This window comes from Massilia terrae (assembly GCF_024753145.1).
Classification (GTDB): Bacteria; Pseudomonadota; Gammaproteobacteria; order Burkholderiales; family Burkholderiaceae_D; genus Telluria; species Telluria terrae.
The window spans coordinates 69,613-93,670 of the sequence record NZ_JANUGU010000008.1 but is presented as its reverse complement, the minus strand read 5'-3'; the positions used below and the strand labels follow the sequence as shown (position 1 = coordinate 93,670).

The window sequence follows — 24,058 nt, the reverse complement described above, 5'->3', positions numbered from 1 at the left end:
ATACAGTGGCGCCAACGTCAACTTGAGGACCGAGCCATGCAAGCAAACAGCAAATTCGCCACCGAAGCCGCGCGCTGGGACGCGGTGCGCGCCCGCGACGCCGAGGCCGACGGCCACTTCGTGTATTCGGTACGCAGCACCGGCGTGTACTGCCGGCCGTCCTGCCCCTCGCGTCCGGCGCGGCCGGAGAATGTCGCCTTCCACGACAGCTGCGAACAAGCCGAGGCCGCGGGGTTCCGCGCCTGCCTGCGTTGCCAGCCGAAGGCGCCGCCGCTGGCCGAACGGCGCGCGCAGGCGGTGGCGCGGGCCTGCCGCCTGATCGAAACGGCGGACGAGGAACCGGACCTGGACAGCCTGGCGCGCGAAGCCGGCATGAGCCGCTTCCATTTTCACCGCGTGTTCAAGGCCCACACCGGCATCACGCCCAAGGCCTATTTCGCCGCCTGCCGCGCCGGTCGCGTGCAGCGCGAGCTGGCCGGCGCCGCCAGCGTCACCGATGCGATGTATGACGCCGGCTTCAATTCCAGCGCCCGTTTTTATGCCGCTTCGAAGGACATGCTGGGCATGGCGCCGGCTACTTTCCGCACCGGCGGCAGCGGCGAGACGATCCGCTTCGCGGTCGCCGGCTGCTCGCTCGGCGCGATCCTGGTCGCGGCCACCGGCAAGGGCATCTGCGCGATCCTGATGGGCGACGATCCCGACGCCCTGGTGCGCGACCTGCAGGACCGCTTCCCGCGCGCCGAGCTGCAGGGCGGCGACGCCGGCTTCGAACGCACCGTTGCGATTGTGGTCGGCTTCGTCGAGTCGCCCGGCATCGGCCTGGACCTGCCGCTGGACGTGCGCGGCACCGCTTTCCAGCAGCGCGTGTGGCAGGCGCTGCGCGAGATCCCGGCCGGCCAGACCGTCAGCTACGCGGAGCTGGCCGAGCGCGTCGGGATGCCCGCGGGCGCGCGTGCGGTGGCGGGCGCCTGCGCGGCCAACCCGGTGGCGGTGGCGATCCCCTGCCACCGCGTGGTCCGCAACGACGGCTCGATCTCCGGCTACCGCTGGGGCATCGAGCGCAAGCAGGCCCTGCTCGAACGTGAAGGCAGCCGGTGATGGACTGGGACCGCATCGGCGCGGAGCTCGACGCCTTCGGCTGCGCTGTGATTCCCGGCCTGCTCGATGCCGCCGCCTGCGCGCAGCTGGCCGCCAGCTATGCGCAGGCGGAGCTGTTCCGCAGCCGGATCGTGATGGAGCGCTTCAATTTCGGCAGCGGCGAGTACCAGTATTTCGCCTATCCGCTGCCGGCGCCGGTGGCGGCGCTGCGCACCTCGCTGTACGCGCCGCTGGCGCGCATCGCCAACCGCTGGCAGGCCGTGCTCGGCGAGGCCGCGCGCTATCCCGCGACCCATGCCGACTATCTCGCGTCGTGCCACGCGGCCGGACAAACGAGGCCGACGCCCCTGCTGCTGCAGTACGGCGCCGGCGACTACAACTGCCTGCACCAGGACCTGTACGGCGAACTGGTGTTCCCGCTGCAGGTGGCGGTGCTGCTGTCGCGGCCCGGCGTCGATTTCAGCGGCGGCGAGTTGGTGCTGACCGAACAGCGCCCGCGCATGCAGTCGCGCGCCGAAGTGGTGCCGCTGGGGCAGGGCGACGCCGTGGTGTTCGCGGTCAGCCAGCGGCCCGTCAACGGCAGCCGCGGCCCCTACCGCGTGAATATGCGGCACGGCGTGAGCCGCGTGCGCAGCGGGACGCGCCATACGCTGGGCATCATCTTCCACGACGCGGCCTGACGCGGCGTTGACCATTCCATAATTTTCTATACACTCTCCCATCTGCCGCGCCGCCACGGCGCAGCCCATGAAAAGAACGGAGAGAAGACCAATGCGCCTGCGCCAGATCCCCCTGCTGTGTTCCCTCATCGCCGCCGGCGCCCATGCCGACACCATCATCGAGCACGCCAACGGCTACACCCTGAACGCCAAGGGCGACATGGTGCAGTTCGACGCCATGGCCTTCGACGACCAGGGCCGCATCATCGCGGTCGGCACGGCGGCGCAGGTATCGGCCAAGGCGCCCAAGGCGAAGCGGGTGGACATGAAGGGCCAGACCGTGCTGCCGGGCCTGATCGACGCGCACGGCCACGTGTTCGGCCTGGGCGGCATGCTGACCCAGCTCGACCTGTCCGCCACGACCTCGCTGCCGCAGGCGCTGAAAGCCATCGGCGCCTACGCCGCCAGGCAGCCGCGCGACGGCTGGCTGATCGGCCGTGGCTGGAACCAGGAGAACTGGAAGCTGGGCCGCTTCCCGACCGCAGCCGAACTGGATGCCGTCGTCGGCGACCGCCCGGTGTGGCTCGAGCGCGTCGACGGCCACGCCGGCTGGGCCAACAGCCGCGCGCTGGCGCTGGCCGGCGTCACCAAGGCGACGCCCGATCCGGTCGGCGGCAAGATCATGCGCGATGCGAACGGCAACCCGACCGGCGTGCTGGTCGACCACGCCGTCGAGCTGGTCGGCCGCGTCGTGCCCAAGCTGAACGACGAGCAGGCGCGCCGCCAGCTCGACGCCGCGCTGGCCGAGATGGCGCGGGTCGGCCTGACCGGCGTCGACGATGCCGGCATCGGCGTGCAGCAGGACCGCCTGTACCGCGACTACGCCGACCACGGCAAGCTGACCGCCCGCGTCTACGCGATGATCGGCGGGACCGGCGCGGAGTTCGACCAGCTGTCGAAGAACGGACCCTTGAACAGCTATGGCAAGGACATGTACGCGCTGCGCGCCGTGAAGCTGTACGCCGACGGCGCGCTGGGCAGCCGCGGCGCCGCCCTGATCGAGCCGTACAGCGACGAGCCGAATTCGCACGGCCTGCTGTTCCAGACCAACGAGCAGATCGACGCCATGATGCACAAGGCGATGGCCAAGGGCTACCAGGTCAACGTGCACGCGATCGGCGACGCCGGCAACCGCCAGATCCTCGACACCTTCGCGAAGGAGATCCCGGCCACGCATACCGAGGCGCAGCGCCACCGCATCGAGCACGCCCAGGTGGTGGCGCTGGCCGACCTGCCGCGCTTCCAGTCGATCGGCATCATCCCCTCGATGCAGCCGACCCACGCGACCTCGGACAAGAACATGGCCGAAGCCCGCGTCGGCCATGAGCGCATCAAGGGCGCCTACGCCTGGCGCACCTTCCTGCAGCAGGGCTCGCGCATCGCCTGCGGTTCCGACTTCCCGGTCGAGTCGCCCAACCCCTTCTATGGCATCCACGCGGCCGTCACCCGCATGGACCACGAGGGCCAGCCGATCGCCGGCTGGTATCCGGAACAGGAAATGTCTCTGAAGGAAGCTTTCCGCTGCTTCACGCTTGACGCAGCGTACGCCGGCCACCAGGAAGACAAGGTAGGCTCGCTGGAGCCGGGCAAGTACGCCGATTTCATCGTGATCGACCGCGACATGTTCAAGATCACGCCCTACGACATCTTCAAGATCAAGGTGCAGCAGACCTGGGTGGGCGGGCGCAAGGTACATTGAGCAGGGCGGCGGCGGGGACCGGAAGGTATTTGACTTAGTTGTATAGACAACTTAGACTCTGAGCATCGCAAGGCGCGCCGCGCCGCGTTCTTTCATCGAAGGAGCTGCCATGACCACAGATTCCAAGCACCCCGACGCCGACCCGCGTTTCGATCCCGCGCGCGTGATCCGCGCCCCGCGCGGCAGCCAGCTCAGCTGCAAGAGCTGGCTGACCGAAGCGGCCTACCGCATGATCCAGAACAACCTGGACGCCGAGGTGGCCGAAAACCCGCAAAGCCTGGTGGTGTACGGCGGCATCGGCCGCGCCGCGCGCAACTGGGCCTGCTATGACCAGATCCTGGCCAGCCTGCGCGAACTGGAAGACGACCAGACCCTGCTGATCCAGTCGGGCAAGCCGGTGGGCGTGTTCCGCACCCATCCCGGCGCGCCGCGCGTGCTGCTGGCGAACTCCAACCTGGTGCCGAAATGGGCGACCTGGGAGCACTTCAATGAGCTCGACCGCAAGGGCCTGTTCATGTTCGGCCAGATGACGGCCGGCAGCTGGATCTACATCGGCACCCAGGGCATCGTGCAGGGCACCTACGAGACCTTCGCCGAGGCCGGGCGCCAGCACTTCGGCGGCGACATGGCCGGGCGCTGGATCCTGACCGCGGGCCTGGGCGGCATGGGTGGCGCGCAGCCGCTGGCCGCCACCTTCGCCGGCGCCGTGTCGCTGGTGGTCGAGTGCGACCAGACCCGCATCGACTTCCGCCTGCGCACCCGCTACATCGACAAGCAGGCCAGGGATATCGACGAGGCGCTGGCCCTGGTCAAGCAGCACACCGCGGCGCGCGAGGCGGTGTCGATCGCCCTGCTCGGCAATGCGGCCGAAGTGCTGCCGGAACTGGTGCGCCGCGCGCGCGCGGGTGGCCTGGTGCCGGACCTCGTCACCGACCAGACCTCGGCGCATGACCTGATCCACGGCTACCTGCCGCGCGGCTGGAGCATCGAACAGTGGCGCGCCGCGCAGCGCGACCCGGCCCGGCATGCGGCACTGAAGGCCGCGGCGGCCGCATCCTGCGCAGAGCACGTGCGCGCCATCCTCGACTTCAAGCGCATGGGCGCGCACGCCGTCGACTACGGCAATAACATCCGCCAGGTCGCCCTCGACGAAGGCGTGCAGGACGCATTCGACTTCCCGGGCTTCGTGCCGGCCTATATCCGCCCGCAGTTCTGCGAAGGCCGCGGCCCGTTCCGCTGGGTCGCGCTGTCCGGCGACCCCGAGGACATCTACAAGACCGACGCCAAGATCAAGGAGCTGTTCCCGCAGCACCAGCACGTGCACCGCTGGCTCGACATGGCGCGCGAGCGCATCGCCTTCCAGGGCCTGCCGGCGCGCATCTGCTGGCTGGGGCTGGGCGAGCGCCACCGCGCCGGCCTCGCGTTCAACGAGATGGTCAGGAACGGCGAGCTGAAGGCGCCGATCGTGATCGGCCGCGACCACCTCGACACCGGCTCGGTGGCGAGCCCCAACCGCGAGACCGAGAGCATGCGCGACGGCTCCGACGCGGTGTCCGACTGGCCGCTGCTGAACGCGCTGCTGAACACCTCCAGCGGCGCGACCTGGGTCTCGCTGCACCACGGCGGCGGCGTCGGCATGGGCTATTCGCAGCATGCGGGCGTGGTGATCGTCGCCGACGGCACCGACGCCGCGGCCGAGCGGCTCGGGCGCGTGCTGTTCAACGACTGCGCCTCCGGCGTGATGCGCCACGCCGATGCCGGCTACGAGACCGCGATCGCCTGCGCCGCGCGCAATGGCCTCAACCTCCCGATGATCAAGTGACCAATCCAATGAACGAGCACAAAACCGGCCTGACCCTGCGCCCTGGCGAACTGTCGCTGAACGACCTGCGCGCGGTCTGGCGCAGCCACGCGCCGCTGGCGCTGGACCACGCCGCCTACGCCGATATCGAGGCTTCGGCCGCCGCCGTCGAGGCCATCGTCGCCAAGGGCGATCCGGCCTACGGCATCAACACCGGCTTCGGCCTCTTGGCCAAGAAGCACATCGAGCAGGAACAGCTGGCGCAGCTGCAGCGCAACCTGATCCTGTCGCACGCGGTGGGCACCGGCGAGCTGCTGCCCGATTCCGTGGTGCGCCTGATCGTGCTGATGAAGATCGGCAGCCTGGCGCGCGGCTACTCCGGCGTGCGCCCGCTGATCGTCGACACCCTGATCGCCCTGTTCAATGCCGGCATCATGCCGGCCATTCCCTCGCAGGGATCGGTGGGCGCCTCGGGCGACCTGGCGCCGCTCGCCCACATGACCCTGGCCATGCTGGGCGTCGGCCAGGTGCGCATGCACGGCCAGCTGATGGATGCCGCCGCCGCGCTGGCGGCCGCGCAGATCGCGCCGGTCGAGCTGGGTCCGAAGGAGGGCCTGGCGCTCATCAACGGCACCCAGGTCTCGACCGCGCTGGCGCTGGAAGGCCTGTTCATGGCCGAGCGCCTGCTGGAAGCGGCGATGGTGGCGGGCGCCCTGTCGCTGGACGCCGCGCGCGGCAGCGATGCTCCCTTCGATCCGCGCGTGCACGCGGTGCGCGGCCAGCCCGGCCAGATCGCCGCGGCCGCCATCTACCGCGAGCTGGTGGCTGGCAGCGCGATCCGCGCCTCGCACCTGGTCGGCGACGAACGGGTGCAGGACCCGTACAGCCTGCGCTGCCAGCCGCAGGTGATGGGCGCCGTGATGGACATCATCGGCAATGCCGGCCGCACCCTGCTGATCGAGGCCAATGCGGTGACCGACAACCCGCTGGTGTTCGCCGCTGCCGGTGAGGTCATCTCGGGCGGTAACTTCCACGCCGAGCCGGTGGCCTTCGCGGCCGACACGCTGGCGCTGGCGATCGCCGAGATCGGGGCCCTGTCCGAGCGCCGCATCGCGCTGCTGATCGACGCCACCCTCTCCGGCCTTCCGCCCTTCCTGGTACGCGACCCGGGCGTCAATTCCGGCTTCATGATCGCCCACGTGACGGCGGCCGCGCTGGCATCCGAGAACAAGTCGCTGGCCCATCCGGCCAGCGTCGACAGCCTGCCGACTTCCGCCAACCAGGAAGACCATGTCAGCATGGCGACGTTCGCGGCGCGCCGCCTCGGCCAAATGGCGCACAATACATCGGTCATCGTCGGCATCGAGCTGCTGGCGGCCGGGCAGGGCATCGAGTTCCACCGTCCGCTGACCAGTTCCCGCTACCTCGAGGACGTGCATGCGCGCCTGCGCCGGCGCGTGGCGCGCTTCGACGAAGACCGCTTCTTTGCGCCCGATATCGAGGCCGCGCGCAAGATGGTTATCGAGGGCGAACTGTCGGCGACGTGCAAGGAGCTGTTCGCGCGGCTGCACGTCTGACGCATCACATTTGAAAGCAGGAGTGGTCCATGGATTTCCGGTTCAAGGCGGGCACTGCGCCGATGTTGCTGTCGATGCCGCACGTGGGCACCGATATCCCCGACGACGTCGCGGATGCGCTGGCGCCGTGCGCGCGGGTGCTGGCGGATACCGACTGGCACCTCGCGCAGCTGTACGAATTCGCCAGCGCGATGGGCGCGTCGGTGCTGTCGGCGCGCTGGTCGCGCTACGCGATCGACTTGAACCGGCCGCCGGAAGACACCAACCTGTATCCGGGCATGGACACCACCGGCCTGTGCCCGGTCGACACCTTCGGCCGCGAGAGCCTGTACCTGCCGGGCCGCGAACCCGGCCAGGATGAAGTCCGGCGCCGCCTGGACCGCTACTGGCGGCCCTACCACCACCAGCTGCGCGCGGAGCTCGACCGCCTGCTGGCGCTGCACGGCCGGGTGCTGCTGTGGGACGCCCATTCGATCGCATCCAGGGTGCCGCGTTTCTTCGAGGGACGCCTGCCGGACCTGAACTTCGGCACCGCCGACGGCAAGTCCTGCGACCCGGGCATGCAGGCCGCGGTGGTCGATGCCGCCAATGCCAACGGCCGGTTCACGGTGGCGGTCAACGGCCGCTTCAAGGGCGGCTACATCACGCGCCACTACGGCCAGCCGCAGCACAACGTGCATGCCATCCAGCTGGAGATGTGCCAGTGCCTGTACATGGACGAGAGCGCGCCATTCGCGTATCGCCCGGAGCTCGCGGCCGCGGTCCAGCCGCTGCTGGCGCAAGTGACGGGCGCCGCGCTCGAATGGGTGCGCGCATGACGGCGCTGTTCGCCCGCCACGCGCTGCTGCCCGAGGGCTGGCGGCGCGACGTGCTGGTCGAATGGAACAGCAAGGGCGACCTGACCCTGGTGCAGCCGGATGCCGCGCCGCGCATCGGCGTGGCGCGCGCCGACTATGTGGTGCCGGGCATGGTCAACCTGCATTCGCACGCCTTCCAGCGCGCGCTGGGTGGGCTCACCGAGCGCGCCGGGGACGGGCCGGACAGCTTCTGGACCTGGCGCGAGCTGATGTACCGCTTCGCCAACTGCATCACCCCCGAGCAGATGGAAGCGATCGCGGCCCAGCTGTACGCGGAGTGCCTGCGTTACGGCTATACCTCGGTGTGCGAGTTCCATTACCTGCAGCGCGAGCCGGGCGGCGCCCTGTACCAGCGGCCGGCCGGGATGGCCGAGCGCATCGCCGCCGCCGCGCAGGAAAGCGGCATCGGCCTGACGCTGCTGCCGGTCCTGTACAGCTATGCGGGCTTCGGCGAGCAGCCGCTGCGGCCGGAGCAGCAGCGCTTTCGCACCGATGTCGCCGACGTGCTGCATATCGCCGAGGCGCTGGCCCCGCTGCGCAGCGCCCAGCTGGAAGTGGGCGCGGCCCCGCATTCGCTGCGCGCAGCCGGCGCCGCCCAGATCCGGGAGCTGGCTGCGGCGCTGCCCGCGGAACGGCCGCTGCACATCCATGTGGCCGAGCAGCAGGCCGAGGTCGAGCAGAGCCTGGCCCTGTGCGGCAAGCGCCCGGTCGAATACCTGATGGAGCGCATCGACATCGACGAGCGCTGGTGCCTGGTCCACGCCACGCACCTGACGGATGAAGAGACCGGCGCGCTGGCCGCCAGCGGCGCGGTCGCCGGCCTGTGCCCCAGCACCGAGGCGAACCTCGGCGACGGGCTGTTCCCGCTCAAGCCCTACATCGACGCCGGCGGCCGCTTCGGCATCGGCAGCGACAGCCATGTGTCGCACAGCCCGGTGGAAGAGCTGCGCTGGCTGGAGTACGGCCAGCGCCTGGCGCGGCAGGCGCGCAATGTCGCGGCCACGCACGAACAGCGTGACGTCGGCGCCTTCCTGTGGCAGGCTGCGCTGGCGGGTGGCGCCCAGGCGGCCGGGCGGCGCGTGGGCGCGCTGGCCGCCGGCCTGCGCGCCGACCTGCTGGTGCTCGACGGCGCCCATCCCAACCTGGATGGCGTGGCCGACGGCGAAGTGCTGGGCCGTTTCATCTTCTGCGGTAACGACAACCTGGTCCGCGACGTGCTCGCCGGCGGCCATTGGGTAGTGCAGGGCGGGCGGCATATGGCGCAGGAAGCGATCGCACAGCGCTACCGGCGCGCCATCCAACAATTGCGTGAGGTGCGCTCATGACCACTTTGATTCCTTTCGCAGGCCTGGCGCCGGTGTCGTGGAAAAACGGCGGCGGCAGCACGACCGAGATCGCTATCGCCCCGCTGGACGCGGGCTTCGACGAATTCGAGTGGCGCGTCAGCCTGGCCACCATCGCTGCGGACGGCGCGTTCTCCCAGTTCCCCGGGGTCGACCGCACGCTGGTGCTGGTCGACGGCCATGGCGCTACCCTCGACATCGACGACGACGAGCAGGTCACCGTGTCGGCGGACGAGCCGGTGCAGCGCTTCGCCGGCGAGTCGCGAGTGCAGGCAAAGCTGCATCGCGGCGCCACCACCGACTTCAACGTGATGACGCGGCGCGACATCTGCCACCACGAATTCGGCCGCCGCCGGCTGGAAGGCGTATCGAAATTCGCGACGCGCGCCGATGTCACCGTGCTGTTCCTGGCCTCGGGCGATGCGCTCACGGTGTCGAACGACGCCGAGCGCATCGGCATGGTGCGCTTCGACGCCGTGGTGTTCGACAGCCAGTCGCTGTGGACGCTGGACGCGGCGCAGGGGGAAGTCTTCATCGTCGACATCTACTATGAGTGAGCGCCCGGCGCCGCGCTGGGACGCGCTGTACACCAATGTGAACCTGGCCACCATGGTGGGCGGCTACGGCGAGCTGCGCGACGGCGCGATCGCGGTCGCCGGCGGCCGCATCGCCTGGCTCGGCCCGCGCACGCAGGCCGAGGGCAGCGCGGCCGTGGTCCACGACTGCGGCGGCGCATGGCTGACGCCGGGCCTGGTCGACTGCCACACGCATATCGTCCACGCGGGCAATCGCAGCGACGAATTCGAGGATCGCTTGCAAGGCGTGGGCTACGAGGAGATCGCGCGGCGCGGCGGCGGCATCCTGTCGACCGTGCGCGCCACCCGCGCCGCCGGCGTGGACGAGCTGCTGCGCCAGAGCGCGCCGCGCGTGGCCAGCCTGCTGGAAGAGGGCGTCACCACGCTCGAAATCAAGTCGGGCTACGGCCTCGATCTCGCCAGCGAAGAAGCGATGCTGCGCGCGGCGCGCCGCATCGGCGAATCGATGCCGGTGACGGTGGCCACCACTTTCCTCGGCGCGCATGCGCTGCCGCCGGAATTCGCGGGACGTGCCGACGACTACATCGACGACGTGTGCCGGCGCATGCTGCCGGCGCTGGCGGCAAAGGGACTGGTCGACGCGGTCGATGCGTTCTGCGAGCGGATCGGTTTTTCCAATGCGCAGACCGAACGCGTATTTGAAGCGGCGCGCGCGCTCGGCCTGCCGGTCAAGTTGCATGCCGAGCAGCTGTCGGACCAGGGCGGGGCGCAGCTGGTGGCGCGCTACCGCGGCCTGTCGGCCGACCATCTGGAGCATGTCTCCGCGCAGGGCGTGGCCGCGATGGCGCAGGCCGGCACGGTGGCCGTGCTGCTGCCCGGCGCCTTCTACTTTTTGCGCGAGACCGTGGCGCCGCCGGTGGCGGCACTGCGCGCGGCCGGCGTGCCGATCGCGCTGGCCACCGACTGCAATCCCGGCACCTCGCCGATGGCTTCGATCCTGCTGGTGCTGAACATGGCCTGCACCTTGTGGCGCCTGACGCCGCAGGAGGCACTGGCCGGCTGCACCATCCACGCGGCGCGCGCGCTCGGGCTGCAGGACGAGATCGGCACGCTGGAGGTCGGCAAACGGGCCGACTTCGCCCTGTGGGACATCGTGCGGCCGGCCGACCTGGCCTACGGTTTCGGCTTCAACCCTTGCCGCGCCGTCGTGCACGGCGGCCATTTCCGCCCGCGTGGCGCCCTGACCGCTACCCCTGCGGCCTAGGCGTTCACAAGGACTGCAGTTTGGCCCGCGTGGCGGACACGGCGCGGTGCAATATGCGCTCCGCATGGAAATCGTTCTCGCGCTGGGCCGCAATGGCCTGCAGGTGGCGCGAATAGCTGTCCAGCCGCGCGCGCAGCCATGCCTTTTGCCAGGCCCGGTACAGCCGTGACGCGGATGCCTTGACCTTCGCCGTCGATGTCATGTCGTCGCCCCGATCGGAAAGGCCCCATTGTCGGCGCGCCGCCGTCCTCGCGCTTGTGCTAACTCAATCGAACAGGGCCGCGGTCCGCTTGCGCGCGCTCAAACCGGACTTTTCCAGCTGGGTAATTATTGAACCAAGGGCAGAGCCAACACTGGTAACAGTCTGTAAAGAAAGCAAACCGGCCCGAGCCCAGCAGCTATAGTCAGTCCCGTATGCAAGTCTCCCCTCCCCATTGAAAAATGGGTTCACCCACGGCAGCGACACGCGCCGTGGGTTTTTCTTTGTCAGCCGCGCGCCGGTGTGGCCAGTGCGGTCAGGGCGTCGCCGGTAACGCGGCAGATGCGCCAGTCGGGCAGGATCTCCGCTCCCATCGTCTTGTAGAAATTGATTGCGGGCTCGTTCCAGTCCAGCACAGACCACTCGAAGCGGCCGCAGTGGCGCTCGACCGCGATCTCGGCCAGCTTCTTGAGCATCTCGCTGCCATAGCCCTGGCCGCGGTGGGCCTGGCGCACGTACAGGTCTTCCAGGTAAAGGCCCTTCTTGGTGAGGAAGGTCGAGAAGTTATGGAAGAACAGCGCGAAGCACACTACTTCGCCGCCGGCCTCGCCGACGATCGCCTCGCATGCCGGCTTGGCGCCGAACAGGCCTTCGTGCAGCAGTTCTTCGGTGGCGACCACCATGTGTTCGAGCTTTTCGAACACGGCCAGTTCCACGATCATCGAATGGATGTGGGCGATGTCGGACGGTTGGGCGGGGCGGATGGAGAGGGTCATTGTGTTTCCAGAGCGTTGTTGATCTTGATGGTTTCGGCGGCTTTGACAGCGGGCGAGCGCAGCGCCCAGGCCACGCTGCCCAGGCACACGACGATGCCCAGCAACTCGATGGCGCCGGGGCGGAAATGTTCGAAACGCACCGACAGCAGCACCGAAATCACCGGCGAGATGACGGTCGTGTAGACGGCCTTGTGCGAGCCGATGCGGTTGATCAGCGTGAAGTAGGCGAAGAAGGCGATCACCGAGCCAAACAGGGCCAGGTAGACCAGGCCCGCGTAATAGCTGGGGCGCGACGGCAGCACGAAGGGCTGGCTGGTCGCGAGCGCGAACGCGGCCACGAACAGCGCGCCCCACAACATCGACCACGCCATCGTCAGGATCAGGTTCGATGAGCGCTCGCGCACCTTGGTCACGACCACGCTGCCGGCGGACGCGGAAATCGCCGCGATCACCGCCAGCCCGATGCCGGCCAGGGAGCTGCCGGCGCCGCCGCTGGACAGTTCGTGCAGCGCGCCGGCGATCGCGTGCCAGAACAGCAGGGTCACGCCGGCCAATGCGGCCAGGCCCGCGGTCCAGGTGCGCGCCGACAGCGGCGTGCCGAGCATGAAGCGAGCGCAGATCGGCGTGAAGAACACCATCAGCGCGAACAGCACGGCTACCAGCGCCGACACCACGAACTGCTCGGCATTGTAGGTGCAGACGTAGGACACGCCGAAGGTCAGGAAACCCTGCAGCATCATCCAGCGCTGGGTGCGCCACGGCAGCAGGAGTTTGTCGCGGCGCGCCGCGCACGCGAGGAACAGCGCCGCGGCAGCCAGGCCGAAGCGGTACACGACGGAGATGGCGGGCGGCGCCTCACCCAGTTCGAGGGTGATGGCCCAGAAGGTCGAGCCCCAGATGAGCGCGGCGGTGGCAAAGAGCAGGGAAGATGGCATCACGAAAGTATACGTGCTTTCGTTGTTGCCTGCCTGCACCAGTTTGGCCGCAAGACCCCACCGCGCAGGGCTGCGCGTCCGGTGCGAGGCCGCGTCGCGTCAGTGCGACACGCGCGTCATCCCGCCGCTGCTCAGCAAGCGCACGCGCTCACCGGGGCGGAACATCTCATCGGCAACTTGGGTGATCGCGACCAGTTCACCACTGTCGAGGTGGACCGTGATTTCCAGGCCCTGGCGCATATTGGCGCCTTCCTCGACCCGGTTGCCGATCAGGCCGCCGGCGATCGCGCCGATCACGGTCGTTGCCGCTCGACCATTGCCGCTACCGATAGAATTGCCGGCGATGCCACCCAGCGCGGCGCCGCCGAGCGTGCCGACGCCGGATTGCGGCGGGCTGGCGATGGTAACGGTGCGGACGGACTCGACGGTGCCGGTGCGTACCACCTGCATGGTCTGGGTCTGGTAAGGGCTGTAGACGCTGGACGAGCGGGGCGGATACGCGCAGGCCGCCAGCAGGCTTGCGAGTACGATTACGGCGGCATTCTTCATGGCAGTCTCCGGTCGCGGTCGATGCGCGACTCAAAGACAGCTTACGCCGCTTGGCGCCGGCGGGCTACCGTGTTTCAGGTATCAAAAAGTATCAGCGCTCAGTAAGCCAGCTTCAGGCGACGATACAGGAAGGAAAGAACAAACAGGGGGCCGATCAGCAGGAAGCGCAGGTCGTCGAAAAACGAAGGCTTCTTGCCCTCGATCTTGTGGCCGATGAACTGGCCGATCCACGCCACCACGAACAGCGACAGCGACACCGGCAGCACGGTGAAACGCGGCATGGCCAGCAGCAGGGCGAGCATGAGCAGGCTCATCGCCAGCATGCCGAGCGCGAACGGGCGCGACAGCTTGTCGTAGTACCGCAGCGAGGCCGCCACCGCCGCCACCGCCAGCACCGGATGGATCGCCCACAGGATGCCGAGCAGGGTGAACACGATCACCGGCACGCAGATGATGTGGATGAGCTCGTTGGTCGGGTTGCGGTGGCTTTCCGCATACTGGTCGAGCAGGGCGTCGATGCTGCGCGGCGGGGTGGTCTGGTCCATGATCCGGGCTGTGTCGTGTGCGGAAAGATTCTACACCGGTCCTGCACGCAGTGATTGACCAGCCTCCGCTTGCGCCTGTTGGAGGCTCCGCCGCTAAAATCGCGGTCATGGCATCTATTTCCGCTGATTCAAATTTCCATCTTGCCGGCCTGGCGCCGGTGATTGCGCCCGACACGCGGGTGATTGTGCTCGGCAGTTTTCCGGGGGCGGCGTCGCTGGCGGCGGGACAGTATTACGCCCATCCGCGCAATCAGTTCTGGCGGCTGATCTCGGCGGTGCTTGGTGAGGACCTCGCGGCGCTGCCTTATCCTCAGCGCCTGCCGCGCCTGCTCGCGCACCGGTTTGGCTTGTGGGACGTGCTGGGCGCCTGCGAGCGCGAAGGCAGCCTCGACGCCAGCATCCGCAAGGCCCAGGCCAATGATTTCTTCCTGCTGCGTGCGCGCTGCCCGGAGCTGCACACTGTTGGGTTCAATGGACAGGCCTCGGGAAAATTTGCGCCACAGTTCGCCGCGGCGGGATTCCGGGCGCTGGTCTTGCCCTCATCCTCGCCGGCGCATGCCGCGATGACGTTCGATCAGAAGCTGTGCGCGTGGCTGTCGCTGCGCTCGTAATTCCTTGCGCCCATGTCCGTACAATCTCTTCGTGGGCCCTGAACCATTCGAACGCGATATCAGCGCGCGTGATACACTGCGCTTCGCTGCTTGCGATGCATCGGCAATCCATTGAAATCAACCCGCAGGACTGTGGGTTATTCCTCTCTCCCTCAACCCGGCCTTGGCAGTGCAAGGCTGACGTCCCTGTTTTCAGCTCGTACACGGCTTGCGCCTCGCGCAGGACCGCTTGTAATGCCGCGCTCGCCTGGCGGTGCTCTTCAATATAAAGGACATACGCATGGCAAAAGAAGAACTGATCGAAATGAACGGCCTGGTCACCGAAATCCTACCGGAGATGCGGTTTCGCGTTGACCTCGACAATGGCCACAAGCTCGTCGCATATACTGCGGGGAAAATGAAGAAGAATCACATCCGCATCCTGGCCGGCGACCGGGTAACGCTGGAGCTTTCCCCTTACGACCTGAACAAGGGAAGAATCGTGTTCCGCCATATCGAAACACGTTCCCCCTCACCGCAGGGCTACCGGCGGCGTCGCTGACCCGGGGAGTGCGTGAGCATCCCTTGATGGACGGACGGGGATCCTAATCCCCCTGCGGCCCCGTCACCAGCTTGTGCAAATGCACCAGCTTGGCCGCATACCGTTCGCGGTTGTCGACCGTGGTGCTGGACTCCATCGCCAGCGTGAGCTGTTCGCGCGCCAGCTGCGGCTGGCCAAGTTGAAGACAGGCCATCGCCAGCCAGAAGTGGAATTCGTCGTTATAGGGCGCGCGCTCGACCTCGCGCGCGAACAGTTCCTTGGCGCGTACGAAGTCGCCCTTGCGGTAGGCGCGCATGCCATCGTCGAAGTACTGGAAGGGCGGATGCGGATTGAGCTTCGCCACGCGCGCGGCCAGCGCCGCCGATTCGGCCTGCTTGCCGTTCTCCGCGAGCAGCGGCACCAGGTTCTGCATCGCCACCAGGCTGTTCGGATCGCGCTGCAGCGCGGCGCGGAACACCAGTTCGGCCTGGGCCAGGTCGCCGTGGTGCTGGTACACCACGCCCAGCGTATTGAACACCGATGCCGGCGCGTTCTCGCGTGCCGCGGCGCTGCGCGCCCACCAGTAGGCATCGTCGACGCGGCCCAGCACCAGCGACTCGGCGGCGCGGTTGTTCATGTACAGCGTGACGATGTCCTGCTCGGTCAGCGGTTCGGTGCGCAGCTTGGCGGCGTCCGGCGGCGGCAGGAAGTCGACCGTGGTGAGCTCGTCCGGCTCGCCGGTATGCAGCAGGTCGAGCATCGGCTTGCGGCCGAGCGAGACGTTGACGTGCGAACTGACCAGGTACAGGCTCGCGCTGCGGCTCCAGGTCTCGTCCACGTCCACGCTCTGGAAGCGCACCACCATGCCGATCTCTTTCGCGAACGCGGCGGTCATGATCACCAGCGACAGGCAGTTGCCGGCGCGCGCATCGAAGGTCTGCGCCGCGGTGCGCGTCATGCTGGAATCGTATTCGAGCCTGAGCTCCCCCTTCTCGTACAGCGCATCGAGCAGGCCGTGGATGCTGCCCTTTTCCTGCAACAGCTGCTGGAAGCGGGTGCTGTGCAGGTACTGCCGCATCGCGGGATTCAGCGTGAACAGGTTGTCCACCGAGACCGGCGCGGAGGGCGCGGCGAAGCGGGCGTCGGTGAACAGCGCCTCGGGCGCCGGGCCGTGGTCGACGGTGGCGCACCCCGTCAAGAATGCCAGCAGCAGCGCCGCGATGATCCTCATGCTGTCCTCCTGTACTTACAGGACAGTGTCGCGCCGTGCGCGGCGCTTGTCAAAGCCTATGCGTCGCCGTGCAGGGCTTCGTGCAGGCTGTCGAGCAGGTCGTCGGTTTCGTCTTCGGCCAGGCCGAGATAGGCGCAGCAGGCGTCGCCGCCCTTGGCCCATTCGAGCGAGCTGGCGTCGCCCTGGTATTTGCAGATCGCGCGCTCGGCCAGCACCGACAGCGCCACCAGCGAGCGCACCAGGTCCGGCGTGGCGCTGTCGTCCAGCACCGCGTAGTCGTGGTGGTGCAGGATGGCCCAGCCGACTTCCGCCGACAGGCCCCAGTTGCGCGCCAACAGGCAGCCCACCGCGGCGTGGTTGGTGTGGTGGCGCTCGTCTTCGAGCGCGGTGAACGCGCGCTCGCCGTCGTTGCGCGCGGCCTCGTAGGTCGCGCTGTAGCCGGGGAAGCGGTCCATCATCAGCGGCAGGCCGGTGTCGCAGAACAGGCCGAAGGTGTGGGCGATATCGGGCTCGCTGATGCGCAGGCGGCGCGACAGGTACACCATCGCGTGCGCGCGCAGGGTCGAGATGTCCCAGAAGCTGGCCAGCGCCGCGCTGTCGGCGGGCAGCGCCTGGCGCGCCAGCAGCCCGGTCATCAGCGCGGCCACCTGGTTAATCCCCAGGAACATGATCGCCTGCTCGACCGACTTGGCCTGGCGCTGGCCGCCGTAGAACGAGGAGTTGGCCAGCTTGAGCAGCGCACCGGCCATGCCGACGTCGCGCGCGGCGATGCGGGCGATGGTGTCCGGCGATGGCTCGCGCCGCGCCAGTTCGCTCTGGAGATCGGCCAGCAGGCTGGGACGGGGCGGAATGCGGATCGACTTGATCAGGGCGTCGACGTGTTCGGCGGCGGGGACTGCGAGCGTGCTCATGCGGCGGGACCGGGTGACTTTCCGTTTGGAAAATACGAAACCAACACTATAAACCAGAGCATTCGTACTTGCAGCTAAAGCATGTAAATTATCCTAATAATTGTCGCGAATCGGAACAGTACCCACGTGGTTTTTGGCGAGTATTAGAATGGCGGGCATGACAGAACAGCTTGCCGGAATCGACTTCTCGGCGCCGTCGGAGGTCGTCGCGCGCCAGCTGATCGGGGTGACGGTGCTCGTCGACGGGGTCGGCGGCCGCATCGTCGAGACCGAGGCCTACGACCGCGAGGATCCGGCCTCGCACGCCTTTTCCGGGCCGACCGAACGCAACGAGGCGATGTTCGGTCCGCCCGCCCACGCCTATGTGTACCGCTCCTACGGCATTCACTGGTGCCTGAATTTCGTGTGCCGCGAGGCCGGGCATGGCGCCGGGGTGCTGATCCGCGCGATCGAGCCGCTTTACGGCATCGACGTGATGCGCGAACGGCGCCGCACGGATGACGATTGGCTGTTGTGTTCCGGGCCCGGGAAGCTGTGCCAGGCGATGGGCGTGACGCGCGCGCTCAACGGCAAGTCGCTGGCGGCGTTTCCGTTCGAGCTGCTGCCGGGGACGCGCGGGCTGGAGGTGGTGGAGGGGCCGCGCATCGGCATCTCGAAGGCGATGGATGTGCCGTGGCGTTTCGGGCTGGCGGGGTCGCGCTTTGTCAGCAAGCCGTTCAGGCGCTCGCGTTAGCGTTCACCACTACCCGTAAAACCGTCGCCCCGGCGCAGGCCGGAGCCCATGCTGAGTTTCCGAATTCGGAAGCGTTCTATGGGCCCCGGCCTGCGCCGGGGCGACGGTTCTGGGTTAAAGGTGCAAGCAAACAGACTAGCCCCGCTTGCGCGCCCTGGCCGGATCCGGCAGGGCGCGCCGGTTAATCGAGCGCATCGGGCTGTCCGGCGCGCGCCGTTCCTGGCGCGGCTCGCGGAACCCGGCGCCGCTGTCTTCCTCCACCACGGCCGCCGGCACCGCCACGCCATCGATCTTGAAGATCGAGACCGCCTCGGACAGGTTGACGGTCTGCTCGGCCAAACTTCCGGCGGCCGCCGCGGCCTGTTCGACCAGCGCCGCGTTCTGCTGGGTCATGTCGTCCATCTGGCCCACCGCGCGGTTCACTTCAGCGATGCCGTCGGCCTGCTCGGTGCTGGCGGCGCTGATGCGTTCGATGATCTCGTTGACCTGCTCGACCGACGCCACGATGTGGCCCATGCTGGCGCCGGCCTCGTTGACCGAATGGCTGCCGTTGTCGATGATCGCGACCGAGTTGGCGATCAGCGACTTGATCTCCTTCGCTGCCGCCGCCGAACGTTGCGCCAGCATCCGCACCTCGGCCGCCACTACCGCGAAGCCGCGTCCCTGCTCGCCGGCGCGCGCCGCCTCCACCGCCGCGTTCAGCGCCAGGATATTGGTCTGGAACGAGATGCCGTCGATGACGCCGATGATCTCGACGATCTTGCGCGAGCTGGCCTTGATCGACTCCATCGTCGTCACCGCGCGGTCGACCGCCTGGCCGCCTTGCGAGGCGAGGCGTGTGGCTTCGGCGGCCAGTTCGGTGGCCTGGCGCGCATTGGTGGCGTTGTGCTTGACCGCGGCGGTCAGGGTCTCCATCGCGCTCGCGGTCTGCTGCAGCGAGCCGGCCTGCAGCTCGGTGCGCGTTGACAGGTCGAGGTTGCCGGTGGCGATCTCGCGCGAGGCGGTGTCGATCGACGCCACCGAGGCCAGGATCTTGCGCAGCGCCTCGTTCAGGTTGGCGATGGTGTGGTCGAGCGCGCGTGAGGTGTCGGCGATCTCGTCGCGCCCCGTGCTGCCCTTGCCCGCGGCGAGGCGGCCTTCGGCCAGCTCGCCCACCACCACCGAGATCGCGCGGATATCGGCCAGCATCGCGCGCCGCACCAGCATCGTCACCGCCATCGACAGGCCGACCGACAGCAGCACCAGCACCGCCATCGTGATGCCGAGCGTGCGGAATTCGGCGCGCGCGCCGGCGTAGGCCTGCTCGCTGAGCGACTTCTCCAGCGCAGACAGTTCTCCCAGCGCCTTGTTCAGCACCACGAACTGCGCCTCGGCCTTCTGCATCGAGTTGGCCGCGATCGACACGTCGACCTGCGACATCTCGATCGTCTCCAGCACGCTCTTGTGGTATGCGGCCAGCGCGCGGCCCGAGGCGTCGAGCAGCTTGCGCTCGGCCGGATCGGCCACTGCCGCCAGCGTCTTCAACTGCGCGGCGATCGCGGCGTGCTTGTGGTTGATGTCGGCGATCAGCGCGTCGAGCCTGGCCTTGGCGAAGCTGCCGTTGACCCAGGCCAGCAGCTGGTAGATGTTGGCGTGCGCGCCTTTCGCGTCGCCGGCCACGTCGGCCGCGTTCTTCAGGCGCGCGGCGCGCACCTGCACCATGTTTTCGAGCGAGGCATTCTGCCGCACCATGCCGTAGTAGGCCGCGCCCGACAGCAAGGTCAACAGCAACAGCACGAGGCCAGGCGCCAGCAGCAGCTTGGGGCCGATACGCAGTTTGTTCAACATGGGAGCTCCCGGCGAAGAGACCCGGCGGCCAGGCCGGCCGCCGGCGCGACCAATCACTTCTTGTAGATCCCTGCCTCGAGCACGAAGTCGTCCACCTTCAAAATATAGGTGGTCTTCGGCTCGATCTTCTGCGTCACCGGGTTCTTGTACATGTAGTCGACCCAGCCCTTGCCCTTGGCCGCCGCCAGCTCGATGATCTCGCGCCGGTACTTCTTGCCGTTGGCGTCCGGGACGTCGGTCAGGTCCTTGCCGACGATCGACGGGTTGTGCGGGTGGGCCAGCACGATGCCGCTCTTGATATCGCGCATGTCGATGTAGAGCGAGCCTTGCGAGAAGTCCGGATTCTTGGCGGTGATCGCCTTCATCAGCTCGTCCTTGCCGTGCGCCTTGAAGTAGGCGGCGCCGCGTTCGGCCATGGCGATGGCGTCCTTCTCGGTCGGTTCGCTGGCCAAGGCGTTGGCGGACAGGATGCTCAGGCACAGCGCGGCGGTGGTGGTCAGTTTCATGTCCTTGTCCTTTATGGAAGAGTCGTGGAAGCTGGATGCGATCACCACTCTACGCGTGCTGCTTAAAGGAAATTTTGCGTTACCGCAATTCGCGGACGGACCCGTGCGCCGATGCCACGTCGAAAGTTTGTTCCATGTGGAAATCCTCTGCGCAGCGGATTGATTGGAGCCAATGCACACCGGGTAGGGCGCGCCTACCATGTAATTCCCTATTGGCAATTCTTGTTGCCGAGAATGCCGCCCACCATCTTCCTCGCGAGGAGAATGCCGTGACCCACGCCGACGCCGCGCCCGCCAAGTTCAAGCCCTATACCCGCCAGACCATCGCCCTGGCGCGCCAGTGGCAGTGGCTCAGTCCCGACCTGCAGGAAGCGGTCCAGGTGGTGTCGCACGTGCTGCCGTTCCGCACCAACGAATACGTGATGGAGCAGCTGATCGACTGGACCCGGGTGCCGGACGATCCGATCTACCGCCTGACCTTCCCGCACCGCGACATGCTGCCGGCCGCCGAATACGAGCAGTTGCGCGACTTGGTCCTGTACAAGAAGGACGAGGCCGCGATCCGCGCGCTGGTGCACCAGATCCGCATGCGCATGAACCCGCACCCGGCCGGGCAGATGACCCACAACGTCCCGCGCGTGAACGATGCGCCGCTCAAGGGCCTGCAGCACAAGTACAAGGAGACCGTGCTGTTCTTCCCCAGCTCGGGCCAGACCTGCCACGCCTATTGCACCTTCTGCTTCCGCTGGCCGCAGTTCGTCGGCATGGACGACATGAAGTTCGACGCGCGCGAATCCGGCGAGCTGGTGGCCTACCTGAAAGCGCACCCGGACGTCACCGACGTCCTGTTCACGGGCGGCGACCCGATGATCATGAATACCCGTTCGCTGGCCGAATTCATCGAGCCGCTGCTGGCGCCCGAACTGGCGCACATCCAGAACATCCGCATCGGCACCAAGTCGGTGGCCTACTGGCCGCAGCGCTACGTCAGCGACAAGGACGCGGACGAGTTGCTGCGCCTGTTCGAGAAGGTGGTCGCCAGCGGCAAGAACATGGCGATCATGGGCCACTACAACCACGCGGTCGAACTGAGGAGCAGCATGGCGCAGCAGGCGGTCAAGCGCATCGTCGGCACCGGCGCCACGTTGCGCATGCAGGGGCCGCTGATCCGCCACATCAACGAAGACCCGGACAGCTGGGCCGAAATGTGGACCACCGGCGTACGCCTCGGCGCAATCCCTTACTACATGTTCGTCGAGCGCGACACCGGGCCGCGCGACTACTTCGCGCTGCCGCTCGCGCGTGCGCACGACATCTTCCAGCAGGCCTACCAGAAGGTGTCGGGCCTGTCGCGCACCGTGCGCGGGCCGTCGATGAGCGCCTTCCCCGGCAAGGTCGTGATCGACGGCGTGGTGCAGATCAACGGCGAAAAGCTGTTCGCGCTGCAGTTCCTCCAGGCGCGGAATCCGGACTGGGTGCGCAAGCCCTTCTTCGCCAAGTTCGACGCAAGCGCCACCTGGCTCGATCACCTCAAGCCGGCGTTCGGCCGCAAGAAGTTCTTCTTCGAGGAAGAGGGCGGCAGTATCGATGCCCACACCCCGGCCGGGCGCGTGATCCCGATCTCGCCCGCCCCGCGACAGGTCAACCAGCGCGCCAGCGACAACCAGCCCAACGCCGCCTGAACCGTCATGACGACACCTTCTACGCCGCCGCGCCTTTCGGGCGTGGCGGTTTTTTTTCATGTGTTCCTGCCGTTCGCGTTCGGACACTATCTGTCCTGCCTCCTGCGCAACGTGAACGCGGTGCTGGCGCCCTACCTGGTCGGTGCGCTGGCGCTCACGCCGGGGCAGCTCGGCCTCCTCACCAGCGCCCTGTTCTTCTCGTTCGCGCTGGTGCAGCTGCCGGTCGGGATCGCGCTCGACCGCTACGGGCCGCGCCGCGTGCAGCTGGCGATGATGTTGGTCGCCGCCGCCGGCATCTTCATGTTCGCCCGCGCGCACACCTTCGTGCAGCTGGTGCTGGCGCGCACCGTGATGGGGCTTGGCCTGGGCGGCTGCTTCATGTCGGCGATGAAGGCGATCTGTACCTGGATCTCGCCGGCCAAGCTGCCGTCGGTGAATGGCTACCTGATCGCGGCCGGTGGCCTGGGTGCGGCCACCGCGACCACGCCGGTGCGCCTCGCGCTGCAGTTCACCGACTGGCGCGGCCTGTTCGTGGTGCTGGCCGGACTGACCGCCATCGCCGGATTGCTGGTCGGCCTGCTGTCGCCGGAGCGGCAGGTGGAGCGCAGGCTGCGCTCCCCGGTCCTGCAGTCGATGCGCGAGGTGTACCGCCACCCCGCGTTTCGCGAGACCGCCGCGCTGGTGCTGGTTCCGCACACGGTCTTTTTCGGCATCCAGGGCTTGTGGATCGGGCGCTGGCTGTCGGACGCCGCGCACTTTTCGGATGCCGCGGTGGCCTACCTGCTGTACATGGGCATGGCTGCGGTCATCTTCGGCGCGATCGGCACCGGCATGATCACCGAATGGGCCGGGCGCCGCGGCTGGAAACCGCTCGACGTGGCCGCCGCCGGCGTGCTCTTGTTCACGCTTGCGCAGGCCGCAATGATGCTCAATTACGCGCCGGGCTTCCAGCTGCTGTCGGTGCTGTTCACGCTGGTCGGTTCTGTCACCGGGATCGAATACACCATCGTCGCGCAGCAGATGCCGCGCGAGCTGACCGGGCGCGCTTCCACCTGCCTGAACCTGTTGATCTTCATCGGCGCCTTCCTGGTGCAGGCGGGCTTCGGGCAGGTGATTGGCATGTGGCATCCGGACCGCTTCGGCCACGTGCCGGCGGCCGCCTACCGCGTCGCTTTCGGGGTGCTGGTGCTGCTGCAGATGCCGGGCCTGGTCCGCTACTTCCTTCGTCGCCGTCCGGTACAATGCGAACCTGTTTTGCTCGCAACGAAGGAAGAATATGAGATTGGTTCGCTACGGTCGTCCCGGTAAGGAAAAGCCGGGGATGTTCGATGAAGAAGGCCGCCTGCGCGACCTGTCCGGCGTCATTACCGACATCGACGCCTCGGTCCTGTCCGAGCGCGCGCTGAAGAAGCTGGCGAAGGTCGACTACAAGACGCTGCCGCTGGTGCGCGGGAACCCGCGCTTCGGCGTGCCGGTGGCGGGCAGCCGCAAGTTCATCGGCATCGGCATGAACTACGCCGACCACGCCGCCGAAACCGGCGCCGCGGTGCCGAAGGAACCGATCTTCTTCAGCAAGGCGATCACCTGCCTGTCCGGCCCGGACGATCCGGTCGTGCTGCCGCCAGGCGCGAAGAAGACCGACTGGGAAGTGGAGCTGGGCGTCATCATCGGCGCCAAGGCGCAGTATGTCGACGAGAAGGACGCACTCAAGTACGTGGCGGGCTACTGCGTGGTCAACGACGTGTCCGAACGCGCCTTCCAGTTCGAACGCGGCTCGCAGTGGGACAAGGGCAAGGGTTGCGACACCTTCGGCCCGGTCGGTCCCTTCCTGGTCACCAAGGACGAGATCTTCGACGTGCAGGACCTGGACCTGTACATGGAGTTGAACGGCAAGCGCATGCAGACCGGGAATACCGGCAACATGGTGTTTACGGTCGCGCAGATCGTCAGCTACCTGTCGCGCTTCATGACGCTGGAGCCGGGCGACATCATCTGCACCGGCACGCCGCCGGGCGTGGGCATGGGCCGCAGCCCGCAGCGCTTCCTGAAGAAGGGCGACCAGCTGCGGCTGGGGATTGCGGGGCTGGGTGAGCAGCAGCAGGAAGTCGTGGCTTATTCGAAGGCCTGATTCAGCCAGTA

At 67.7% G+C, this 24,058-nt stretch carries 24 protein-coding genes; 15 read left to right on the top strand and 9 right to left on the bottom strand.

What is annotated here, in order from left to right:
• The first annotated feature begins 36 nt into the window (after positions 1-36).
• The 9 genes from ada to hutI all read left to right on the top strand — a co-directional run bounded on the left by ada (position 37) and on the right by hutI (position 10,894).
• The gene (ada, locus tag NX778_RS20040; RefSeq protein WP_258813562.1) at positions 37-1,098 is read left to right on the top strand and encodes a bifunctional DNA-binding transcriptional regulator/O6-methylguanine-DNA methyltransferase Ada; all 1,062 of its coding nucleotides are present in this window, start codon (positions 37-39) and stop codon (positions 1,096-1,098) included.
• A complete protein-coding gene (locus NX778_RS20035; RefSeq protein WP_258813561.1) occupies positions 1,098-1,778 on the top strand; it encodes a 2OG-Fe(II) oxygenase in 681 nt (226 codons plus the stop codon). Before ada ends, NX778_RS20035 begins: the two co-directional genes overlap by 1 nt.
• A gap of 91 nt (positions 1,779-1,869) precedes the next feature.
• Positions 1,870-3,516, top strand: a complete 1,647-nt coding sequence (locus NX778_RS20030) for an amidohydrolase (RefSeq protein ID WP_258813560.1) — start codon at positions 1,870-1,872, stop codon at positions 3,514-3,516.
• Positions 3,517-3,625: 109 nt separating this feature from the next.
• Positions 3,626-5,338, top strand: coding sequence for a urocanate hydratase (gene hutU / locus NX778_RS20025; protein ID WP_258813559.1), 1,713 nt, complete (start codon positions 3,626-3,628; stop codon positions 5,336-5,338).
• Positions 5,339-5,346: 8 nt separating this feature from the next.
• A complete protein-coding gene (hutH, locus tag NX778_RS20020) occupies positions 5,347-6,894 on the top strand; it encodes a histidine ammonia-lyase (RefSeq protein WP_258813558.1) in 1,548 nt (515 codons plus the stop codon).
• A 29-nt stretch (positions 6,895-6,923) separates the two neighbouring features.
• Complete coding sequence (hutG, locus tag NX778_RS20015; protein WP_258813557.1) at positions 6,924-7,712, top strand: N-formylglutamate deformylase; 789 nt, start codon at positions 6,924-6,926, stop codon at positions 7,710-7,712.
• Positions 7,709-9,076, top strand: coding sequence for a formimidoylglutamate deiminase (locus NX778_RS20010; protein ID WP_258813556.1), 1,368 nt, complete (start codon positions 7,709-7,711; stop codon positions 9,074-9,076). Before hutG ends, NX778_RS20010 begins: the two co-directional genes overlap by 4 nt.
• Positions 9,073-9,651 (top strand): HutD/Ves family protein, encoded by a 579-nt coding sequence (locus NX778_RS20005; protein ID WP_258813555.1) that lies wholly within the window; start codon positions 9,073-9,075, stop codon positions 9,649-9,651. Before NX778_RS20010 ends, NX778_RS20005 begins: the two co-directional genes overlap by 4 nt.
• Entirely contained in the window at positions 9,644-10,894 is a 1,251-nt protein-coding gene (hutI, locus tag NX778_RS20000) for an imidazolonepropionase (protein ID WP_258813554.1), read from the top strand. The genes NX778_RS20005 and hutI overlap by 8 nt, the downstream gene beginning before the upstream one ends.
• Before the next feature lie 4 nt (positions 10,895-10,898).
• Here the strand turns inward: hutI and NX778_RS19995 are convergent, their stop codons facing one another.
• From NX778_RS19995 to NX778_RS19975, 5 genes are all read right to left on the bottom strand, one after another.
• Positions 10,899-11,096, bottom strand: coding sequence for a hypothetical protein (locus NX778_RS19995; RefSeq protein WP_258813553.1), 198 nt, complete (start codon positions 11,094-11,096; stop codon positions 10,899-10,901).
• A gap of 284 nt (positions 11,097-11,380) precedes the next feature.
• Positions 11,381-11,869: a GNAT family N-acetyltransferase gene (locus NX778_RS19990; RefSeq protein WP_258813552.1), complete on the bottom strand. Its 489-nt coding sequence runs from the start codon at positions 11,867-11,869 to the stop codon at positions 11,381-11,383.
• Positions 11,866-12,804 carry a DMT family transporter gene (locus NX778_RS19985; protein WP_258813734.1) on the bottom strand — a complete coding sequence of 313 codons (939 nt, stop codon included), beginning with the start codon at positions 12,802-12,804 and terminating at the stop codon, positions 11,866-11,868. Before NX778_RS19985 ends, NX778_RS19990 begins: the two co-directional genes overlap by 4 nt.
• A 99-nt stretch (positions 12,805-12,903) precedes the next feature.
• Positions 12,904-13,353, bottom strand: a complete 450-nt coding sequence (locus NX778_RS19980) for an outer membrane lipoprotein (RefSeq protein ID WP_258813551.1) — start codon at positions 13,351-13,353, stop codon at positions 12,904-12,906.
• A gap of 98 nt (positions 13,354-13,451) precedes the next feature.
• Positions 13,452-13,898: an Mpo1 family 2-hydroxy fatty acid dioxygenase gene (locus NX778_RS19975; protein ID WP_258813550.1), complete on the bottom strand. Its 447-nt coding sequence runs from the start codon at positions 13,896-13,898 to the stop codon at positions 13,452-13,454.
• A gap of 107 nt (positions 13,899-14,005) precedes the next feature.
• Between NX778_RS19975 and NX778_RS19970 the strand changes: the two genes are divergently transcribed.
• Together NX778_RS19970 and infA are read left to right on the top strand one after the other, a co-directional pair.
• Positions 14,006-14,509, top strand: a complete 504-nt coding sequence (locus NX778_RS19970; RefSeq protein ID WP_258813733.1) for a DNA-deoxyinosine glycosylase — start codon at positions 14,006-14,008, stop codon at positions 14,507-14,509.
• Positions 14,510-14,789: 280 nt separating this feature from the next.
• On the top strand, positions 14,790-15,050 hold the full coding sequence (infA, locus tag NX778_RS19965) for a translation initiation factor IF-1 (RefSeq protein ID WP_258813549.1): 261 nt from the start codon (positions 14,790-14,792) through the stop codon (positions 15,048-15,050).
• A gap of 43 nt (positions 15,051-15,093) precedes the next feature.
• Here infA and NX778_RS19960 read toward each other — a convergent pair whose 3' ends face one another.
• Both NX778_RS19960 and NX778_RS19955 read right to left on the bottom strand, forming a co-directional pair.
• A complete protein-coding gene (locus NX778_RS19960) occupies positions 15,094-16,260 on the bottom strand; it encodes a tetratricopeptide repeat protein (protein ID WP_258813548.1) in 1,167 nt (388 codons plus the stop codon).
• Positions 16,261-16,316: 56 nt separating this feature from the next.
• A complete protein-coding gene (locus NX778_RS19955) occupies positions 16,317-17,171 on the bottom strand; it encodes an HDOD domain-containing protein (protein WP_258813547.1) in 855 nt (284 codons plus the stop codon).
• A 157-nt stretch (positions 17,172-17,328) separates the two neighbouring features.
• Between NX778_RS19955 and NX778_RS19950 the strand changes: the two genes are divergently transcribed.
• Positions 17,329-17,904: a DNA-3-methyladenine glycosylase gene (locus tag NX778_RS19950; protein ID WP_258813546.1), complete on the top strand. Its 576-nt coding sequence runs from the start codon at positions 17,329-17,331 to the stop codon at positions 17,902-17,904.
• A gap of 135 nt (positions 17,905-18,039) precedes the next feature.
• Here NX778_RS19950 and NX778_RS19945 read toward each other — a convergent pair whose 3' ends face one another.
• Both NX778_RS19945 and NX778_RS19940 read right to left on the bottom strand, forming a co-directional pair.
• Positions 18,040-19,731, bottom strand: coding sequence for a methyl-accepting chemotaxis protein (locus NX778_RS19945; protein WP_258813545.1), 1,692 nt, complete (start codon positions 19,729-19,731; stop codon positions 18,040-18,042).
• A 53-nt stretch (positions 19,732-19,784) separates the two neighbouring features.
• Positions 19,785-20,237, bottom strand: a complete 453-nt coding sequence (locus NX778_RS19940) for a cache domain-containing protein (protein ID WP_258813544.1) — start codon at positions 20,235-20,237, stop codon at positions 19,785-19,787.
• Between the two features lie 269 nt (positions 20,238-20,506).
• Between NX778_RS19940 and NX778_RS19935 the strand changes: the two genes are divergently transcribed.
• The 3 genes from NX778_RS19935 to NX778_RS19925 are packed head-to-tail and all read left to right on the top strand — an operon-like array spanning position 20,507 to position 24,047.
• Entirely contained in the window at positions 20,507-21,919 is a 1,413-nt protein-coding gene (locus tag NX778_RS19935; protein ID WP_258813543.1) for a KamA family radical SAM protein, read from the top strand.
• Between the two features lie 6 nt (positions 21,920-21,925).
• Positions 21,926-23,227: an MFS transporter gene (locus NX778_RS19930; protein WP_258813542.1), complete on the top strand. Its 1,302-nt coding sequence runs from the start codon at positions 21,926-21,928 to the stop codon at positions 23,225-23,227.
• Positions 23,196-24,047, top strand: coding sequence for a fumarylacetoacetate hydrolase family protein (locus NX778_RS19925; RefSeq protein ID WP_258813541.1), 852 nt, complete (start codon positions 23,196-23,198; stop codon positions 24,045-24,047). Before NX778_RS19930 ends, NX778_RS19925 begins: the two co-directional genes overlap by 32 nt.
• The last annotated feature ends 11 nt before the right edge of the window (positions 24,048-24,058 follow it).

Bases quoted from the DNA above. Each gene is read 5' to 3' on its own strand.
- NX778_RS19940 (WP_258813544.1), bottom strand. From the start codon at position 20,237: ATGAAACTGACCACCACCGCCGCGCTGTGCCTGAGCATCCTGTCCGCC.
- hutU (WP_258813559.1), top strand. From the start codon at position 3,626: ATGACCACAGATTCCAAGCACCCCGACGCCGACCCGCGTTTCGATCCC.
- NX778_RS20035 (WP_258813561.1), top strand. From the start codon at position 1,098: ATGGACTGGGACCGCATCGGCGCGGAGCTCGACGCCTTCGGCTGCGCT.
- NX778_RS19990 (WP_258813552.1), bottom strand. From the start codon at position 11,869: ATGACCCTCTCCATCCGCCCCGCCCAACCGTCCGACATCGCCCACATC.
- NX778_RS19975 (WP_258813550.1), bottom strand. From the start codon at position 13,898: ATGGACCAGACCACCCCGCCGCGCAGCATCGACGCCCTGCTCGACCAG.
- NX778_RS19980 (WP_258813551.1), bottom strand. From the start codon at position 13,353: ATGAAGAATGCCGCCGTAATCGTACTCGCAAGCCTGCTGGCGGCCTGC.
- NX778_RS19945 (WP_258813545.1), bottom strand. From the start codon at position 19,731: ATGTTGAACAAACTGCGTATCGGCCCCAAGCTGCTGCTGGCGCCTGGC.
- NX778_RS19995 (WP_258813553.1), bottom strand. From the start codon at position 11,096: ATGACATCGACGGCGAAGGTCAAGGCATCCGCGTCACGGCTGTACCGG.
- NX778_RS20030 (WP_258813560.1), top strand. From the start codon at position 1,870: ATGCGCCTGCGCCAGATCCCCCTGCTGTGTTCCCTCATCGCCGCCGGC.
- NX778_RS19955 (WP_258813547.1), bottom strand. From the start codon at position 17,171: ATGAGCACGCTCGCAGTCCCCGCCGCCGAACACGTCGACGCCCTGATC.
- hutG (WP_258813557.1), top strand. From the start codon at position 6,924: ATGGATTTCCGGTTCAAGGCGGGCACTGCGCCGATGTTGCTGTCGATG.
- NX778_RS19930 (WP_258813542.1), top strand. From the start codon at position 21,926: ATGACGACACCTTCTACGCCGCCGCGCCTTTCGGGCGTGGCGGTTTTT.
- NX778_RS19925 (WP_258813541.1), top strand. From the start codon at position 23,196: ATGAGATTGGTTCGCTACGGTCGTCCCGGTAAGGAAAAGCCGGGGATG.
- NX778_RS20005 (WP_258813555.1), top strand. From the start codon at position 9,073: ATGACCACTTTGATTCCTTTCGCAGGCCTGGCGCCGGTGTCGTGGAAA.
- infA (WP_258813549.1), top strand. From the start codon at position 14,790: ATGGCAAAAGAAGAACTGATCGAAATGAACGGCCTGGTCACCGAAATC.
- NX778_RS19950 (WP_258813546.1), top strand. From the start codon at position 17,329: ATGACAGAACAGCTTGCCGGAATCGACTTCTCGGCGCCGTCGGAGGTC.
- NX778_RS20010 (WP_258813556.1), top strand. From the start codon at position 7,709: ATGACGGCGCTGTTCGCCCGCCACGCGCTGCTGCCCGAGGGCTGGCGG.
- NX778_RS19970 (WP_258813733.1), top strand. From the start codon at position 14,006: ATGGCATCTATTTCCGCTGATTCAAATTTCCATCTTGCCGGCCTGGCG.
- hutI (WP_258813554.1), top strand. From the start codon at position 9,644: ATGAGTGAGCGCCCGGCGCCGCGCTGGGACGCGCTGTACACCAATGTG.
- ada (WP_258813562.1), top strand. From the start codon at position 37: ATGCAAGCAAACAGCAAATTCGCCACCGAAGCCGCGCGCTGGGACGCG.
- hutH (WP_258813558.1), top strand. From the start codon at position 5,347: ATGAACGAGCACAAAACCGGCCTGACCCTGCGCCCTGGCGAACTGTCG.
- NX778_RS19985 (WP_258813734.1), bottom strand. From the start codon at position 12,804: ATGCCATCTTCCCTGCTCTTTGCCACCGCCGCGCTCATCTGGGGCTCG.
- NX778_RS19960 (WP_258813548.1), bottom strand. From the start codon at position 16,260: ATGAGGATCATCGCGGCGCTGCTGCTGGCATTCTTGACGGGGTGCGCC.